Origin of the sequence: Massilia hydrophila, assembly GCF_020208145.1 — a bacterium.
GTDB lineage: Bacteria > Pseudomonadota > Gammaproteobacteria > Burkholderiales > Burkholderiaceae_D > Telluria > Telluria hydrophila.
The window spans coordinates 16,453-32,400 of the sequence record NZ_JAHYBX010000005.1; the positions used below are offsets into that span (position 1 = coordinate 16,453).

Annotated in this window: 19 protein-coding genes; 12 read left to right on the forward strand and 7 right to left on the reverse strand. The window is 63.0% G+C overall.

Going from position 1 to position 15,948, the window contains the following annotated elements; genetic code table 11:
• Positions 1-147: 147 nt before the first annotated feature.
• The 4 genes from rplM to LE190_RS13410 all read left to right on the forward strand — a co-directional run bounded on the left by rplM (position 148) and on the right by LE190_RS13410 (position 2,695).
• Positions 148-576 (forward strand): 50S ribosomal protein L13, encoded by a 429-nt coding sequence (gene rplM, locus LE190_RS13395; protein WP_225239175.1) that lies wholly within the window; start codon positions 148-150, stop codon positions 574-576.
• A 9-nt stretch (positions 577-585) separates the two neighbouring features.
• Entirely contained in the window at positions 586-978 is a 393-nt protein-coding gene (gene rpsI, locus LE190_RS13400; RefSeq protein ID WP_005667904.1) for a 30S ribosomal protein S9, read from the forward strand.
• Between the two features lie 210 nt (positions 979-1,188).
• Complete coding sequence (locus tag LE190_RS13405) at positions 1,189-1,938, forward strand: helix-turn-helix domain-containing protein (RefSeq protein ID WP_225239176.1); 750 nt, start codon at positions 1,189-1,191, stop codon at positions 1,936-1,938.
• Between the two features lie 16 nt (positions 1,939-1,954).
• Positions 1,955-2,695, forward strand: coding sequence for a hypothetical protein (locus tag LE190_RS13410; protein ID WP_225239177.1), 741 nt, complete (start codon positions 1,955-1,957; stop codon positions 2,693-2,695).
• Here the strand turns inward: LE190_RS13410 and LE190_RS13415 are convergent.
• Complete coding sequence (locus LE190_RS13415) at positions 2,692-3,084, reverse strand: hypothetical protein (protein ID WP_225239178.1); 393 nt, start codon at positions 3,082-3,084, stop codon at positions 2,692-2,694. The genes LE190_RS13410 and LE190_RS13415 overlap by 4 nt on opposite strands.
• A 160-nt stretch (positions 3,085-3,244) precedes the next feature.
• Between LE190_RS13415 and argC the strand changes: the two genes are divergently transcribed.
• Positions 3,245-4,282 carry an N-acetyl-gamma-glutamyl-phosphate reductase gene (gene argC, locus LE190_RS13420; RefSeq protein ID WP_225239179.1) on the forward strand — a complete coding sequence of 346 codons (1,038 nt, stop codon included), beginning with the start codon at positions 3,245-3,247 and terminating at the stop codon, positions 4,280-4,282.
• Between the two features lie 210 nt (positions 4,283-4,492).
• Positions 4,493-4,861: an iron-sulfur cluster insertion protein ErpA gene (erpA, locus tag LE190_RS13425; RefSeq protein ID WP_224946243.1), complete on the forward strand. Its 369-nt coding sequence runs from the start codon at positions 4,493-4,495 to the stop codon at positions 4,859-4,861.
• Positions 4,862-4,976: 115 nt separating this feature from the next.
• Here erpA and LE190_RS13430 read toward each other — a convergent pair whose 3' ends face one another.
• The 3 genes from LE190_RS13430 to LE190_RS13440 form a co-directional block, all read right to left on the reverse strand.
• Positions 4,977-6,074 carry an anhydro-N-acetylmuramic acid kinase gene (locus LE190_RS13430; protein WP_225239180.1) on the reverse strand — a complete coding sequence of 366 codons (1,098 nt, stop codon included), beginning with the start codon at positions 6,072-6,074 and terminating at the stop codon, positions 4,977-4,979.
• Between the two features lie 156 nt (positions 6,075-6,230).
• Positions 6,231-6,380: a hypothetical protein gene (locus tag LE190_RS13435; protein WP_225239181.1), complete on the reverse strand. Its 150-nt coding sequence runs from the start codon at positions 6,378-6,380 to the stop codon at positions 6,231-6,233.
• A gap of 117 nt (positions 6,381-6,497) precedes the next feature.
• The gene (locus tag LE190_RS13440) at positions 6,498-7,031 is read right to left on the reverse strand and encodes a TetR/AcrR family transcriptional regulator (protein ID WP_225239182.1); all 534 of its coding nucleotides are present in this window, start codon (positions 7,029-7,031) and stop codon (positions 6,498-6,500) included.
• Between the two features lie 134 nt (positions 7,032-7,165).
• Here LE190_RS13440 and LE190_RS13445 point away from each other — a divergent pair, with 134 nt between their 5' ends.
• Entirely contained in the window at positions 7,166-7,843 is a 678-nt protein-coding gene (locus tag LE190_RS13445) for a DUF4336 domain-containing protein (RefSeq protein ID WP_225239183.1), read from the forward strand.
• 284 nt (positions 7,844-8,127) lie between these two features.
• Here the strand turns inward: LE190_RS13445 and LE190_RS13450 are convergent, their stop codons facing one another.
• The 3 genes from LE190_RS13450 to LE190_RS13460 all read right to left on the reverse strand — a co-directional run bounded on the left by LE190_RS13450 (position 8,128) and on the right by LE190_RS13460 (position 11,391).
• Positions 8,128-8,655 (reverse strand): nuclear transport factor 2 family protein, encoded by a 528-nt coding sequence (locus LE190_RS13450; RefSeq protein WP_225239184.1) that lies wholly within the window; start codon positions 8,653-8,655, stop codon positions 8,128-8,130.
• A 28-nt stretch (positions 8,656-8,683) separates the two neighbouring features.
• Complete coding sequence (locus tag LE190_RS13455) at positions 8,684-9,847, reverse strand: dienelactone hydrolase family protein (RefSeq protein WP_225239185.1); 1,164 nt, start codon at positions 9,845-9,847, stop codon at positions 8,684-8,686.
• Positions 9,848-10,026: 179 nt separating this feature from the next.
• Entirely contained in the window at positions 10,027-11,391 is a 1,365-nt protein-coding gene (locus LE190_RS13460; protein ID WP_225239186.1) for a M23 family metallopeptidase, read from the reverse strand.
• Positions 11,392-11,537: 146 nt separating this feature from the next.
• On the opposite strand from LE190_RS13460, the gene tyrS reads away from it, so the two are divergent.
• The 5 genes from tyrS (at position 11,538) to dusB (ending at position 15,925) form a co-directional block, all read left to right on the forward strand.
• Positions 11,538-12,800, forward strand: a complete 1,263-nt coding sequence (gene tyrS, locus LE190_RS13465) for a tyrosine--tRNA ligase (protein ID WP_225239187.1) — start codon at positions 11,538-11,540, stop codon at positions 12,798-12,800.
• Complete coding sequence (dtd, locus tag LE190_RS13470; protein ID WP_225239188.1) at positions 12,797-13,264, forward strand: D-aminoacyl-tRNA deacylase; 468 nt, start codon at positions 12,797-12,799, stop codon at positions 13,262-13,264. The genes tyrS and dtd overlap by 4 nt, the downstream gene beginning before the upstream one ends.
• Positions 13,265-13,314: 50 nt before the next feature.
• Complete coding sequence (locus LE190_RS13475) at positions 13,315-13,977, forward strand: YbhB/YbcL family Raf kinase inhibitor-like protein (protein ID WP_225239189.1); 663 nt, start codon at positions 13,315-13,317, stop codon at positions 13,975-13,977.
• Positions 13,978-14,013: 36 nt separating this feature from the next.
• Positions 14,014-14,682, forward strand: coding sequence for a histidine phosphatase family protein (locus tag LE190_RS13480; RefSeq protein ID WP_225239190.1), 669 nt, complete (start codon positions 14,014-14,016; stop codon positions 14,680-14,682).
• Between the two features lie 181 nt (positions 14,683-14,863).
• The gene (gene dusB, locus LE190_RS13485; protein WP_225239191.1) at positions 14,864-15,925 is read left to right on the forward strand and encodes a tRNA dihydrouridine synthase DusB; all 1,062 of its coding nucleotides are present in this window, start codon (positions 14,864-14,866) and stop codon (positions 15,923-15,925) included.
• The last annotated feature ends 23 nt before the right edge of the window (positions 15,926-15,948 follow it).

The following is a 15,948-nucleotide window of genomic DNA, read 5'->3' on the forward strand; positions in this document are numbered from 1 at the left end:
AGCAGGGGCTTGTCCGCGTTGACGGGCATGGTCCTGTTCGGCTATCATCGTGGGCTTTCCCTTTGCTCGGGGAAGATAATAAGGCAGAGTCCGCTGCAACAAGGGCGGAACCACCACAGTGAGCATTTAACCTATTAGGAAGTCAACATGAAAACTTTTTCCGCTAAGGGCCATGAAGTCCAGCGCGACTGGTTTGTGATTGACGCGACGGACTTGGTCCTCGGACGTGTTGCCAGCGAAGTGGCACTCCGACTGCGCGGCAAGCACAAGCCGGAGTTCACTCCGCACGTCGATACCGGCGACTACATCATCGTCGTCAATGCAGGCAAGCTGCGCGTGACCGGCACCAAGGCCACCGCCAAGACCTACTACCGTCACTCGGGCTACCCGGGCGGTATCTACGAAACCAACTTCCTGAAAATGCAGCAGCGCTTCCCGGGCCGTGCCCTGGAAAAGGCTGTCAAAGGCATGCTGCCGAAGGGCCCGCTGGGCTATGCCATGATCAAGAAGCTGAAAGTGTACGCGGAAGGCTCGCACCCGCACGCAGCACAGCAACCTCAAGCACTGACCCTCTAAGGAACTGACATGATCGGTAACTACAACTACGGCACCGGCCGTCGCAAGAGTGCAGTCGCTCGCGTGTTCATCAAGGCCGGCACCGGCCAGATCATCGTGAACGGCAAGCCGGCTTCGGAATACTTCTCGCGCGAAACCGGCCTGATGGTCATCCGTCAGCCGCTGGAACTGACCGGCAACGTCGAGCGTTTCGACATCAAGGTCAACGTGCACGGCGGTGGCGAATCGGGCCAGGCTGGCGCCGTCCGTCACGGCATCACCCGCGCACTGATCGACTACGACGCAGGCCTCAAGGGCGACCTGGCACGTGCCGGTTTCGTCACCCGTGACGCCCGTGAAGTCGAGCGTAAGAAAGTCGGCCTGCGTAAAGCACGCCGCGCAAAGCAGTTCTCGAAGCGTTAATTCGCCTCGCTGCCTGGCAGCGCCTCCGGGCGCTGTCGCGAAAGCCGTCCTCCGCAAGGTGGGCGGCTTTTTGCATTGCGGGCCTGGATGTTGATGCTTCCATGCGTCCCGATTTGCCAGATTCATGCTTATTCGCGAATATTCATCTTCCAAGTCTTGCATGAATCGCCAAGAATACGGCCATTCCATTGACGTTCAGGAAAGGTCGATATGAATTTTGGTGAAAGACTCAAGCAGATCAGGACCGGCAAAGGCTTGACCCAGCCGCAGTTCGCGGAGCTGGCGGGGATCGAGCAGTCCTACCTGTCGAAGCTGGAAAACGACAAGTCGGTACCTTCGGCCGAGATGTTCGATACCATCGTGTCCGCCCTGGGGATGGATGCCGCGGCCTTCCTGCGCGAGCTCGACCGCGAGGCGATCGACACGACCCTGCGCCACGTTCCTTCGGTCGCGCAGTTCAAGGCGCAGGCAGTGACGGAACAGGTGCAGCACACGAAGCGCTGGCTGTTCGGTTCGGCGGCAGCCTGGATGCTCGGCTTCGCCATGATGCTGGCGGCGAACGACGGTATCTTTTTCCCGACCAAGCTCTATCAATACACGTCGCAAGGCGTGATCCGGCCCGGCGAGGCCGAGAATGTGTTTCGCGACCAGCGCCAGATCCTCGAGCTCAGGATGCAGGCCAAGCTCATTACCTACGAGGAGATGACAAAGGCGCTGGCGGACTTCTACGAGCGCCGGCTGCAGCCGCTCACGGTGGAGTCGCCGGAGAACCGCGGCACCGGCTATTACGAAGCAGTGGAGAACGGCCGGCGCCGCTTCGAACTGGCCGACACCACCTACGTCAAGGCTCCGGGCAACCGCATCCTGCAATACCTCGGCGCGATCGTGTTTGCCTGCGGCTTCGTGGGCCTGTTCATCGAATGGCGCCTGCGCCGCCTCAAAACGAAACTCACAAAATAAGCAACAAGGGGACCTCATGTCGCACATCCGCACCTTCTTCGCCGGCGCCACCACCATGGCCGCGCTTCTCGCCGCCATCATGACCCTGACCGGCGCCAGCGATCCGGCACGCCGCGCCAGCTTCGACGAAATTACCGTCGGACGCATCAACATTGTCGAGCCCGACGGCACCAAGCGCATCGTCATCTCCAACAGGGCCCAGTTTCCCGGTGACTTCATGCAAGGAAAAGAGCGTGCGCGGCCGGATCGCAGCAGCTTCGCCGGCATGATCTTCGTTAACGAAGAAGGCACGGAAAATGGCGGCTTCCTCCAGAAGGGCAGCATCGGCGCCGACGGCCGGATATCCTCGGGCCTCTCGCTCACCTTCGACCGTTTCCGCCAGGACCAGGCGCTGCAACTGATGAACAATGACAGTGCCATCCACCAGACAACCGGTATCAAGATCAACGACGTGCCCATGTACACGGTGACCTCGATTGCCGACTTCGGACGTTTGCGCGAGGAAGCCGGCAAGCTGCCCGAGGCCGAACGGCGTGCCTACTGGGATAAGCTGGCGAACGAAGGTCGCCTCAGCCAGAACCGCATCTGGCTTGGCAACACGCCCGGCAAGAGCTCGACCTTGCAGCTGAAGGATGCGAAAGGGCGCGTCAGGATGATGCTGCTGGTCACACCCGAGGGGGAGGCCGAAATCCAGATGCTGGACGAGCAGGGCAAGGTGACCAAGTCGATCACGCCCGGCTCGACCGACCGGGCTTAGAACAGCGCGACGCCCTGCCTGTTCGCCTCGCGCTCCACGCTGATCATCTTCAAGGCGCGGAGCGCGCCGCCGAGAAGCGTTTGCGCCGCCTGGCGATTTCCATCCGTGGGCACCATCAATACCCGCAGCAGCGCGGGATCGATCACGCCCCAGTTCGCCAGATCCTGGCAGCCCGATCCACCGCAAAAAGCCTGGAACACCACGAGCGGCCGGCCATCGGCCGCGTTCATGCATTGGCCGCCAATGAAGTCGATGCCGCGGAAACGCAGCACGGTGCCGAGCCCGTTGCGCGACACGGTGACGACGCCTTCGGCGCGTTCTCCCGCTACCCGGGTGTCGCGCGCGCGCACTTCGATAAATGAGGTGGCCACGCTGCCATGGTAAATCACGGCCCGCGATGTTGTGCAAAGAATATTTGCACAACGAGCCTCGCATGCAAATATTCTTTGCAATGCCCTCGCAGGCCTTGGCGGCGCACGCATTTTTCACCGCTGTTAAAATGCAGCCTCGTCCTGGAAAGGTCATTTTTACATCACGAAGGAAGAGAACATGATCAAAGTTGGCATCGTTGGCGGAACCGGATACACGGGCGTGGAATTGCTGCGGCTGTTGGCCGTGCATCCCGACGTGCAACTGACCGCGATCACTTCGCGCAAGGAAGACGGCCTGCCGGTGGCCGACATGTTCCCGTCGCTGCGCGGTGTCGTCGACCTGGCCTTCTCGAGCCCGGACAAGGCCGACCTGAGCCAGTGCGACGTGGTGTTCTTCGCCACCCCGCACGGCGTCGCCATGGCCCAGGCCCCGGCGCTGCTGGCGGCCGGCGTCAAGGTGATCGACCTGGCGGCCGATTTCCGCCTGAAGGACCAGGCGACGTTTGAAAAGTGGTACAAGATCCCGCACACGGCGCCGGAACTGATCGAGGAAGCCGTCTACGGCCTGCCGGAACTGAACCGCGAAGACATCGCCAAAGCGCGCCTGATCGCCAATCCGGGCTGCTACCCGACCACCATGCAGCTCGGCTTCGTGCCGCTGCTCAAGGCCGGCCTGATCGACGCCTCGCACCTGATCGCCGACTGCAAGTCGGGGGTCTCGGGCGCCGGCCGGAAGGCCGAGATCGGTACCCTGTTCTCGGAATCGAGCGACAACTTCAAGGCCTATGGCGTGCACGGCCACCGCCACACCCCGGAAACCTCGGCCCAGCTGGCGCGCTACACCGGACAGAAGGTCGGCCTGATCTTCACCCCGCACCTGGTACCGATGATCCGCGGCATGCACGCGACCCTGTACGCGCGCCTGACGCAAGCGATCGACGACGCGGCCCTGCAGGCCCTGTTCGAAGAGACCTACAAGGACAGCCAGTTCGTCGACGTGATGCCGTTCGGTTCCCATCCGGAAACCCGCTCGACGCGCGGCTCGAACATGCTGCGCCTGGCGCTGCACCGTCCGGAAGGCGGCGATACGGTGGTGATCCTGGTGGTGCAGGACAACCTGGTCAAGGGCGCATCGGGCCAGGCCGTGCAATGCATGAACCTGATGTTCGGCCTGGACGAAGCGACCGGGCTGAAGCAGATCGCACTCCTGCCCTGATGTCACCTGCGCGGCAAAGCAGGCGACGCCTTGAATTGCGGCCGACCGGCCGCATCATGTGATCATCACGCGCAGGCGGCAGGACGCCCGCCCGGTGTCTCATCCATCCGACGCCGAACGCGCCGGGGCATCCGGCCGGCAGCATGAGTTCTGCCAAGGGTCTATAATGGCCGCTATAGCGTAATTCACGTATTTCACCAGGAGTAATTCATGACCGCAGTCGCCGAAGTGCAAGAGCACGACACGATCCCTGTCCCGATCAACTTCACCGACAGCGCCGCAGAGAAAGTTGCCCAGCTGATCGAGGAAGAGGGCAATCCCGACCTCAAGCTGCGCGTCTTCGTGCAGGGTGGCGGTTGCTCCGGCTTCCAGTACGGCTTCACCTTTGACGAAATCGTCAACGAAGACGACACCACGATGGAAAAGAACGGCGTCCAGCTGCTGATCGATTCGATGAGCTACCAGTACCTGGTCGGCGCCGAGATCGACTACAAGGACGACCTCGAAGGCGCCCAGTTCGTGATCAAGAACCCGAACGCCCAGTCGACCTGCGGCTGCGGTTCGTCGTTCTCCGCCTGATATCCCCCAGGCAGCCCGGTACGCCGGGCAGCCAACGGCCCGGTGCGTCCGGGCCGTTCCCATGCAAGGGCCCGGTTTCTCCGGGCCTTTGCTTTTGCACATCTGTCTTCAACACTCAGGCTGGATACAGGGCCCCGAGGATGCGTGGGCCGCGTGCGCCGGTAACGGCCGGCAGGTTGCCTGGCTGGCGTTGCAGGAAGCGATGGCCGAGCCAGGCGAAGGCGAGTGCCTCGACCCGGTTCGGTGCGATGCCGAGCGCTGCGGTCGATGCCACGCTGGCGCCATCGAGCGCTGCGCCGAGTTCGCGCAGCAGGGTCGCATTGTAGGCGCCGCCGCCGCAGACATGGACGGTGTCGATTCCCGCATGCGCGGCACGGATGGCGTCCGCGATCGTCACCGCCGTCAGGCGTGTCAGCGTCGCCATCACGTCCTGGGGCGGCAGGGCGGCGTAGCCCTGCAGCCTTGCATCCAGCCAGCCATCGTGGAACAGGTCGCGGCCGGTGCTCTTGGGGGCGGGCTGGCGGAAATACGGCTCGTCCAGCAATGCCCGCAGCAAGGGCTGGTGCACGGTGCCGCTGGCAGCCCAGGCGCCATGCTCGTCATAGGCCTTGCCCAGGTGACGGCCGATCCACAAGTCCATCAAGACATTGCCCGGACCGGTATCGAAACCGCTGACGCGGCCGTCGCCATGGAGGATGCTGATGTTGCCGATCCCGCCGATGTTAACCACCACCCGCACCCCTCCCGGCTTGCCGAAGGCGGCCGCGTGGAAGGCCGGCACCAGCGGCGCGCCCTGGCCGCCAGCGGCGATGTCGCGGCTGCGGAAGTCGGCGATCACGTCGATCCCGCTCAGTTCGGCGAGCAGGGCGGGGTTGTTGGTCTGGCGGGTGAAACCCAGTTCCGGACGGTGGCGGATGGTCTGGCCATGCACGGCCACCGCCGCCACCGGCCCGCCAGCCTGCGGCAGCAGCTGGTGCACGCAGTCGGCGTAGCAGCGCGCCAGGCCGTTGGCGGCGAGGGCTTCGCGCTCGAGCTCGTTGTCACTGGCGGCCTGCAGCGCCATCAGCTCGCTGCGCAGCTCGGGCGGGAAAGGCGTGAAGGCGGCCGATACGGTGCGGATGGCACCGCCGGCAAAATCGGCCAGCACGCCGTCGACACCGTCCAGGCTGGTGCCGGACATCAGGCCGATGATCAGGGAAGAGGTCTCGCTCATGTTCTCTCTATGCGTGGAGCGGCGGCCCTGGCATGGGCTTGCCGACGCTGCAGTCTAAACGGTCGAGGCCAAAAGCGGAAGCTGCCCGGCGCGGCGGCAGCCGTCAGGCGCCTGCCCATTCCTGCTGTACACCTCCCACTGCAAGGAAAGCAGGCGTCAGGAACGGCCACTCCCGCTGGTGTGCACCCATGAGGTATTCGCGGCATTCACCCGGAAGCCGGGCGAGTCGAAGACCGTCGGGAAGATGCCGGCCGGCGTCAGGCAATGCCGGCCGCGCGACAGCAAGCTGGTCTTCGCCGACTGCATGCGCTAGACATGGACGAGCAGAGCTTGCAGGGCAGGCTGGCTTCCTGAAGCCGGGACGAACGGGTCACTGTCCGGGCCCAAAGCGGTCTTTCCACTGGCGTAATACGTTCGCGCTACCTATCTCGGCGTCAGTACCGAAAGAATCAGCTTGAGCTGGGTTTGCGTACTCACCGGGCCATCCAAAGCGGCATAGCCGACCCAGGCCCAGTAAGTCCAATGCCCCAGGGTCATCGCTTCCTCTTCAGACCATCCGATATTACGCAGCAACTTGGCCAAGTAGTTTATTCGGTCTCGGTCAACCCGCGATCGCACTTCACGTACGTTGGCATTCGTCAGGGACCATGAGCGAATAGCCCGATCCAGTCTGCAATCCGCATAGGCGGCACCAGTAATCCATGTCCGCAACTTCGCTTCCGGATCACTGGTGTCGCTTTCCATCCAGTCAATTGCTTCCCGGGTGTAGCACTGCTCCCATTCTTCCAATAATGCCGCCTGATACTCTCCAAGATTCCTGAAATGCCAATAGAAGCTTCCTTTTGTGACACCTAACTGCTCCGCAATCGGCATGATGCGAAGGCCTTCCGGTCCTTCGTTGGCCAATGCTTGCAGGCCAGCACTCAGCCAACGCTGTCGATCCAATTTCGTGTCCATGGCCTCACCATACCGCACGGTATTGACATCCGCAATCCTTGATGCAATTATCACCATACCGTAAGGTATGGAGCGTTTTTGGCGCCTGTTTGTGTACCCTTTGACGATGGTTTAGTTATCTACCAGGAAACTTTATGCTCGAAGCGATTGCGCCTGACATCTGGCATATGCAGCACAAGTTCTTTGCGAACGGGTTGCCTGTTTCATCAAGGATGACCGTTGTCCGGCTGAGAGACGGCAGCCTATGGCTGCATTCTCCTGTTCCGATCTCACCTGCAGGGCGAGCCGAACTCGCATCCCTGGGAAGCGTCAAGTACATCGTTGCGCCGAACAAGACGCATCATTTATTCCTGTCCGACTGGCTTGTGGCATTTCCGCAAGCCGAGTTGTTCGGCCCCCCGGGGCTTTCCGCGAAACGGCCGGACCTCAAAGGCATGACCGAGCTGAAGCCGGTAGCGGAACCTGGTTGGCGTCAGGACCTCGATCAGGTCTTTTTCGATGGAATCCCGTTCGGCAATGAAACGGTATGGTTCCACCAGTCCTCCCAGACCCTGATCCTTACCGACCTTTGCCAGCATTGGCAAGGTGATTTGCCGTTGGCCGCAACACTCTATGCCCGCTTCACCGGGGTGCGCAAAAAATTGGCGGTGCCACGAACAGTGCGATGGCTGGTCAAGAATCGCGAGGCGACGCAAGCCAGTGCGAAAAAGATCCTGCAATGGCCTTTCAAGCGCGTCATTGTCGCTCACAATGCCATTGTGGAGGACGATGCTTATCTCGCAGTAAAAGAAGCGTTCGCCTGTTTCGACTAACAAGCCGATTCACGACGCCATGCCGACGCGGCTAGCGCTTGTGCATTCACTTCATGCTCGCTGGAGCCGGGAGGCGATCCGCATCCACCGAACCGGATGAGCGCTTCGGGTGGTATCCGACTCTTCGCGACAACTCGTCGGCACAGAAGGCATATGGGTTCGAAACGTCTGGACGCGAGCCCTCTCGTCAGCCGTGGCTGAGCATGTGGGCATCGAGTATCTGGAATGGGCCGATAGCGGACGTATACAGCGATCAGTCCAAACATCAAGATGGCTCTTCCGGCTTACTTCTTCGGCGGTGGCACCGGATTCTCTTCCGCCGACCACACCACCGCTGCAATCCTCCAGCCATTTTCCGTGCGAACCATCTGCCAGCTTTCCTTGCCCCAGGCGCTGCGGTAGTCGCCCACCATGAAGCTGTAGTCGAACAGCACCTGGGCCATCTCGCCGTCGGTATCGATGCGTAAGTTGTCGAAGGTTTCGCTACGTGCTTCCGGGGCGCGGGCGATCGACTCGATGAACTTGCGCGGCGTGCCGCCCTGCACCTTGGGGACAGGCTGCGCCGGATCGCTCAGGTTGGCTCGGTAGCGCGCCACGCTGGCGTCCGTATAGACGGGGACCCAGGTGATGTCTTCGCGCAGGAACAGGCGCATGAAGCCTTCCTTGTCCTTGTCGAGGATCGCCTTGCCGAAGGCCTTGATCACGGCCTCGATCTTCTGCCGGCTTTCCGCCGGGTTTTCCGCAAATGCGTGCTGTGGTGCGCCTGCAAGCAGTGCCAGGTACAACGAAGCGGTGGCGAGAACGGGTTTCATCGGGTTGCTCTCCATGTGGGTGGTGTGCTCAGGGACGCGCCGCGAAAAACTGGCTGTCGACGCTGTGGCGCGGCATGCCGAGCTGTTCGGGCTTCTTCATCAGGTAGTCGAAGCCGCTGCGCTCGCCCTTCAGGGCGCCGTTCAGGAAGTTGAGGACATATCGGCCAGCCAAGGCATAGGACTGGGCGATCTCGTCGCGGGTATAGCCGCCGAAATCGAGCGGATCGAGGCGGAGGTAGCTGCTGCCGAAATACACGTGTTCCATCGCGTACATCGTCAGCAGGTAGACGTCGGCGCCGGTCATCTTCTGCAGGATGCTGCCGGAGTGGTCAGGCTTGTGCTTCAACCCGCGCTCGAAGGGCGCTGGGCGCTGGGCGAGGTAGAGCAGGGGCGTGCGCAGCTGCGCCGGCTTCAGGTAGGGTATTTTCTCCAGCATGGCATGGCGGTAGCGCACCGTGCCGTCCAGGCAGACCAAAGCCTTGATGCGCTCGTCTTGGGCCGCGGCCAGCACATTGGCCATGCCGCCCCAGGAAAAGCCGGCGACCGCCAGGCGGCTGGTGTCGGCCTGGGGCAGCGACTGGGCATAGCCGACCAGGAAACGGATGTCGGCCGCCTGGGTCTCGGCATGTGCCAGGTCATCCTTCTGCCAGCGCCCGTCCACGCCCAGTGCCGGGCTGGCAATCACGACATAACCGTGGCTGGCCAGGAGTTCCATCATCTCGGCATTTTCGAATACATTGCTGCTCAGGCTAGGCGAGTAGATCACTACCGGGTACTTGCCCGGCAGCGCCTTCGCCTCGCGCACGGCCCAGCGCACGTGCCTGCGCTCCGCAGCGATCTGTTCAGCGGACCGACCTTCGGTAACGATCTTCAGCCATTCCGCGAGCACCTTGTCCCGCTCGGCAGGGGGGCGGTCGAAATCGTCGTCCCAGCCCAGCAACTGGAGGTAATCGTCATAGCGCATTGCCTGCCCACCTTTGACGGCCGGATACCAGATGGCGGTCTGGATCGGGCGTGGCTTGCGTGTCCCCGTCGGGGCGCCCGCAGGATAGCTGCGGCTCGGATCCACCTGCCCGAGCACGCGGAAGCCCACCGCGAAGCTGCCCGGCTTGTTATGGAAGGGAAAAGCCTGCTGGGCATGGGATGGTGCGCCGATGAGAACGATCAGGATGATGCCGATGAGCCTGAGCAAGGTAGGCCTCCAATATTGTTGGTCTTTTTTACTCTAGCATTGAAGGGTAGTGCCAAGTAATGAAAATTCCACGCAATAGCAAAATAATTGCTATTGCATGGAAAAAGGCTCGCGTACCCGTCAACAAAACGCCCCGCGGCATGCTCGATGCGGCGGGGCGTTGAATGAAGCGGAAGCGCTTAGTGGGCAGCCATCGCATTGCCGCTCGGTGCGAGCAGCGAGAAGCGGTGCTTCATGTCGGCGGCGGCCATGCGGAAACGGGCCGCTTCCGCCTGGCTCAGCGGCTGCTGGACCAGCGACTTCAGCTTGCTCGGATCCTGGGCCTGGCCGGCCACGCGGAACTCGTAGTGCAGGTGCGGGCCGGTCGACCAGCCGGTCGAGCCGACGTAGCCGATCACTTGACCCTGGCTGACCTTGGCGCCCTTGCGCATGCCCGGCGCGATGCGGCTCATGTGGGCGTAGGCGGTGCTGTAGCTCGACCAGTGCTTGAGGACGACCTGGTTGCCGTAGCCGCCGCTGTTGCCGGCGAAGTCGACGGTGCCGTCGGCCGAAGCGCGGATCGGGGTGCCCTGCGCGGCAGCGTAGTCGACGCCCTTGTGCGCCTTCCACTTGCCCGACAGCGGATGCACGCGCATCGAGAAGCCGGAGGAAATGCGCGAGAATTCCAGCGGGGATTTCAGGAAGGCTTTCTTCAGCGCCTTGCCGTCCAGGCTGTAGTAGCCGCCCTGCTTGGTGACCGGGTCTTCGTACCAGACCGACTGGTAGGCAACGCCGCGGTTGACGAACTCGCCTGCCAGGATGCGGCCGGTCTTGACCAGTTCGCCATCGAGCCAGAAGGTCTCGTACACCACATTGAACCTGTCGCCGCGCTTGATGTCGGAGCGGAAGTCGATGTTGGTCGAGAACATCTCGATCATCTGGCTGACCACCGAGTCCGGCATGCTGCCGCCATCGACGTTCGAGTCGGTGGCCGAGTACAGCGAGCTGGTGATGACGCGCGAACGCATCTCGACGCGGCGTTCCAGCTTGGCCGGCGCATCGGTGGCGACGAAGCGGTCGCCCTGGCGCTCGACTTCCACCTGGCGCGCTTCGCCAGCCTTGCCGTCGGCGATCACGGCGCGCAGCGACAGCAGCAGGCCATTCTCATCGGTTTCGGCCTGGATGCGCTTGCCGGTCTTGAGCGACAGCAGGCGGCGGGCGGTCTTGTTGGTGCGGACGAATTTCTGGGCATCGGCGTCATCGACGCCAAGGCGGGTGAACAGGGAACCGAGCGAATCGCCGGGGCGGATGCGCTCTTCACGGATGAATTGCTGCTCGTCTTGCTGGAGGGCGGCGATCTGGTCTGCCAGGTTTGGCAGTTCCAGGGATTGCTCGATCGACCTGACCGGCATATCCGCCACGTCGGGGGCGATCGGAGCCACTGCAACGGCACCGAAGGCGCACACGCTCAGGAGCGCGGCGCCGGCGCTGAGGATACGCGCCTTGCGGGTCCGCGGCACCAGCTGGAGCAGGCTTTGACGGGTGATTTTCTGTATAGGGTTCATGCAATCAGTTAAAATTTGCGGCTGAACTTCCACGACCGAATCTTTTATGTGTCTGCAAAGTTTTCTGCCGGAAACATAAAAACGATCGTGAATTATACCAAAAGATCTGGTCCTACAACCGTTTTAGCTTATTTCCTACACGAATTATGACTTCCATTGTCTCGTCCGGTAAGGGCGCCCCGGTGACGTCTTCCGCCCCTTTGCCATTGACCGACAAGGTGCAGGAAGCACTGGCCATCGCCAAGCGCGGTGTCGATGAACTGCTGATCGAAAGCGAATTCGCCCAGAAATTGGCCCGCTCCGAACAGAGCGGCAAGCCGCTGCGCATCAAGCTGGGCCTGGATCCGACCGCGCCCGACCTGCACCTTGGCCACACCGTGGTGCTGAACAAGATGCGCCAGCTGCAAGACCTGGGTCACCAGGTGATTTTCCTGATCGGCGACTTCACCTCGATGATCGGCGACCCGTCGGGCCGCAACGCCACCCGTCCGCCGCTGACCCGCGAGCAGGTCGAGGAAAATGCCATGACGTATTTCCGCCAAGCATCGCTGGTGCTGGATGCCGCGCGTACGGAAATCCGCTATAACTCCGAATGGTGCGACCCGCTGGGCGCGCGCGGCCTGATCCAGCTGGCTTCGCGCTATACCGTGGCCCGCATGATGGAACGCGACGACTTCACCAAGCGCTACAAGAGTGGGACCCCGATTGCGGTCCATGAGTTCCTGTATCCGCTCATGCAAGGCTATGATTCCGTCGCCCTGCACGCGGACCTTGAGCTGGGTGGAACGGATCAAAAATTCAACCTGCTGGTCGGCCGCGAGCTGCAGAAGGATTATGGCCAGGAGCAGCAATGCATCCTGACCATGCCCCTGCTCGAAGGCCTGGATGGCGTCGAGAAGATGTCCAAGTCGAAGAACAACTATATTGGCATCACGGAAGCGCCGAACACCATGTTCGGCAAGCTGATGAGCATCTCGGACGAGATGATGTGGAAGTACTACGACCTGCTGTCCTTCCGTCCGATCGGCGAGATCGCGCAGCTCAAGGCGGAAGTGGCCGGTGGCGCCAATCCGCGCGATGCAAAAGTTGCACTGGGCAAGGAAATCGTCGCGCGCTTCCATTCGGCGCAGGCCGCCGAGGATGCGCTGGCCGACTTCGTCAACCGCTCGAAGGGGGGCATTCCGGACGACGTGCCGGAAGTCAGCCTGTCCGGCGCGCCGCTGGGTGTGGCCCAGCTGCTGAAGGCCGCCGGCCTGTGCGCCTCGACCTCGGAAGCCATGCGCATGGTCGACCAGGGCGGCGTGCGCATCGATGGCGCCGTGGTGGGCGACAAGGGCTTGCAGGTCGCGGCCGGCAGCTTCGTCATGCAGGTGGGCAAGCGCAAGTTCGCGCGCGTGACACTGGCATGATCGCCCTGTTGCAGCGCGTCAGCGAGGCCAGCGTGCGCGTCGACGGCGACACCGTCGGCGCGATTCAGGACGGGCTGCTGGTGCTGGTGTGCGCCGAAAAGGGCGATACCGAGCGCGAAGCCGATGCCTTGCTGGCCAAGCTGCTGGGCTACCGCGTGTTCCCGGACGCGGCCGGCAAGATGAACCGCAGTCTCGCCGACACGGCCGGTGGCCTGCTGCTGGTGCCGCAGTTCACGCTGGCGGCCGACACGAAGTCCGGTACCCGGCCGTCGTTCTCGCCGGCCGCCGCGCCGGAAGACGGACGGCGCCTGTTCGAGCATGTCGTGCGACAGGCGCGCGGGCGTCATGGCATTGTCGAAACCGGCAAATTCGGCGCCGACATGAAAGTTTCACTTGTCAACGACGGCCCTGTGACTTTCTGGCTGCAGGTTGATCCGGTCGCGGTTTCCGTCGCGGGCCGATGAAACCCGCGCCGTCAACAAAGGTCAATATCATGGAGGGGCAGGGAGGACGTATGCGAATCTGGAGCGAGTCATTCACCGAGGGCGGGGTCATTCCTCCCGCATGCGCGTTTGCCGTGATCGATCCCGGCAGCCACGTCAAGCTGTCCAGCAACCGTAGCCCGCACCTGGCCTGGGCTGACGTGCCGGACGGCGCCAAGTCGCTGGTGCTGATCTGCCACGACCCCGATGTCCCCTCCGTCGGCGACAAGGTCAACCAGGAAGGCAAGACGGTCCCGGCCGCGCTGCCGCGGGTGGATTTCTTCCACTGGTCGCTGGTGGACATCCCGGTCTGCCTCGAATCGCTGGCCGAGGGCATGTTTTCCGACATGGTCACGCCGCACGGCAAGACCGGCCCCCTGGTCCCCTTCACGATCAAGAACGGCACCGAGCACCAGCTGCGCCAGGGACTGAACGACTATACCGGCTGGTTCGCCGAAGACCCGACCATGGCCGGCGAATACTATGGCTATGACGGTCCATGCCCACCCTGGAACGACGAGCGCGTGCATACCTATGTGTTTACGCTGTATGCGCTCGACATCCCGCGGCTGCCGCTGGTGGGGCGTTTCACCGGCGCCGAACTGCGCCTGGCGATCCGCGGCCATATCCTCGACGAGGCATGCACCTTCGGCGTGTACTCCCTCAATCCCGCCGTCGCGGCGACACTCATCTAGACAATAGCGCCCCGAGGTTCGGGCGAACGAACCTTCATGCTTTCGAACGACAAGGCAGGCCTGCCTGCCACCATCCTCCTGATCCGCCATGGCGAAACCGCCTGGAACGCCGACAAGCGGCTGCAGGGACACCTCGACATCGCCCTGAACGCCGAGGGCGAACGCCAGGCCGCGCTGCTGGGCGCCGCCCTGGCGTCCGAGCCGATCGACCACATCGTCTCCAGCGACCTGCTGCGCGCGCGCCAGACGGCCGAGGCGATCGCGCGCCCGCGCGGCCTCGCCATCGGCATCGATCGCGCCCTGCGCGAGCGCTGCTACGGCGGCTTCGAGGGCCTCCTGTACAGCGAGATCGCTTTCCGTTTCCCGCTCGAGTTCGCCGCCTGGCAGGCGCGCGACGTCGATGCCGTGTTGCCGCTCGGTGCCAACCGGGGCGAGAGCTTCCGCCAGTTCTTCGAACGCAGCATGCGGGCAATCATGGCGCATGCGGCTGCGCACCCGGGCCAGACCATCGCCCTGGTCGCGCATGGCGGGGTGCTGGAATGCGCCTACCGGGACGCGCTCGGCCTGCCGCTGGAAACCCCGCGCGACTTCAAGGTATTGAACGCGAGCGTGAACCGGTTCGTGGTGGAGCAGGGCCGGCTGCGCCTGCTGAGCTGGGGCGAAGTGGCCCACCTGCAGCCGGCAGTGCTGGACGATATTGGCTGAGCGGCGCGCGTGAAACACGCCGGTGGCTTGCCGTGCCAGTGCGCGCGGCGGCCGCTCCTACGCCCACTGCCGGCGCCTGCCAATATCACACTCGCAACAACACCGAAAATTCTGCCGCTATTTTGAGCAGCGAATAAGGTAAAATAATAGGTTCCCCGAGAAACTTCCATGATCGCCCGTTGTGCAAATCGGTCCTTATATCCTGCGTAACAATGTCTTTGTCGCTCCCATGGCCGGCGTGACGGACCGCCCGTTCCGCCAGCTGTGCAAGCAGCTGGGCGCGGGCTACGCCGTGTCCGAGATGGCGGCCTCGAACCCGCGCCTGTGGGCCAGCGAAAAGACTTCGCGCCGCATCGACCACGCCGGCGAAATGGAACCGAAGGCGGTACAGATCGCCGGTGCCGATCCGCAGGACCTGGCCGACTGCGCCAGGTTCAATGTCGAGCGCGGCGCCCAGATCATCGACATCAACATGGGTTGCCCGGTAAAAAAGGTGTGCAACAGCTGGTGCGGTTCGGCCCTGCTGCAGCACGAAGACCTGGTCGAGCGCATCCTGCACGCCGTGGTCGAGGCGGTGGATGTGCCGGTCACCCTGAAGTTCCGCACCGGTTGGGACCGGCAAAACAGGAACGCCTTGAACATTGCCCGCATGGCCGAGCAGGCCGGCATCCAGATGCTGACCCTGCACGGCCGCACCCGCGCCGACGGCTACAAGGGCGAAGCCGAATACGACACCATCCGCGCGGTGAAGGCGGCGGTGGGCATCCCGGTGGTGGCCAACGGCGACATCACGACACCGGAAAAGGCGAAATTCGTGCTCGACTACACCGGTGCGGACGCGGTGATGATCGGCCGCGCCGCCCAGGGCCGTCCCTGGATCTGCCGCGAGATCGACCACTACCTGCGCACGGGCGAGCATTTGCCGGCGCCGCTGGTCGACGAGGTAAGGGCCCTGATGAACGAGCACCTGCCGGCGCACTACGCCTTCTATGGCGAATACGTCGGGGTGCGCACGGCCCGCAAGCACATCGGCTGGTATGTCGAGGACTTGCCGGGCGGCGAAGCATTCCGCCAGCGCATGAATCTGTTGGAATCGACTGCCGAGCAACTGGCGGCCGTCGATGCGTTTTTCAAATCGCAACACCAGTATGGCGAGCGGTTACAATACCGGCCCGCGCTTTCGGCCGAATCGTCGGCCGCTTCTGCCGGCGCGCATCTCGACCATCCTGCGATGGCGGCCTGAAGGCGCAACTGAAGACATAACAA

Coding starts and splice junctions, on each gene's coding strand:
- LE190_RS13435 (WP_225239181.1), bottom strand. CDS start 6,380: ATGCAGTCGGCGAAGACCAGCTTGCTGTCGCGCGGCCGGCATTGCCTG.
- LE190_RS13460 (WP_225239186.1), bottom strand. CDS start 11,391: ATGAACCCTATACAGAAAATCACCCGTCAAAGCCTGCTCCAGCTGGTG.
- erpA (WP_224946243.1), top strand. CDS start 4,493: ATGACCGCAGTCGCCGAAGTGCAAGAGCACGACACGATCCCTGTCCCG.
- LE190_RS13410 (WP_225239177.1), top strand. CDS start 1,955: ATGTCGCACATCCGCACCTTCTTCGCCGGCGCCACCACCATGGCCGCG.
- LE190_RS13405 (WP_225239176.1), top strand. CDS start 1,189: ATGAATTTTGGTGAAAGACTCAAGCAGATCAGGACCGGCAAAGGCTTG.
- argC (WP_225239179.1), top strand. CDS start 3,245: ATGATCAAAGTTGGCATCGTTGGCGGAACCGGATACACGGGCGTGGAA.
- LE190_RS13450 (WP_225239184.1), bottom strand. CDS start 8,655: ATGAAACCCGTTCTCGCCACCGCTTCGTTGTACCTGGCACTGCTTGCA.
- rpsI (WP_005667904.1), top strand. CDS start 586: ATGATCGGTAACTACAACTACGGCACCGGCCGTCGCAAGAGTGCAGTC.
- LE190_RS13480 (WP_225239190.1), top strand. CDS start 14,014: ATGCTTTCGAACGACAAGGCAGGCCTGCCTGCCACCATCCTCCTGATC.
- LE190_RS13445 (WP_225239183.1), top strand. CDS start 7,166: ATGCTCGAAGCGATTGCGCCTGACATCTGGCATATGCAGCACAAGTTC.
- tyrS (WP_225239187.1), top strand. CDS start 11,538: ATGACTTCCATTGTCTCGTCCGGTAAGGGCGCCCCGGTGACGTCTTCC.
- dtd (WP_225239188.1), top strand. CDS start 12,797: ATGATCGCCCTGTTGCAGCGCGTCAGCGAGGCCAGCGTGCGCGTCGAC.
- LE190_RS13440 (WP_225239182.1), bottom strand. CDS start 7,031: ATGGACACGAAATTGGATCGACAGCGTTGGCTGAGTGCTGGCCTGCAA.
- rplM (WP_225239175.1), top strand. CDS start 148: ATGAAAACTTTTTCCGCTAAGGGCCATGAAGTCCAGCGCGACTGGTTT.
- LE190_RS13475 (WP_225239189.1), top strand. CDS start 13,315: ATGCGAATCTGGAGCGAGTCATTCACCGAGGGCGGGGTCATTCCTCCC.
- LE190_RS13430 (WP_225239180.1), bottom strand. CDS start 6,074: ATGAGCGAGACCTCTTCCCTGATCATCGGCCTGATGTCCGGCACCAGC.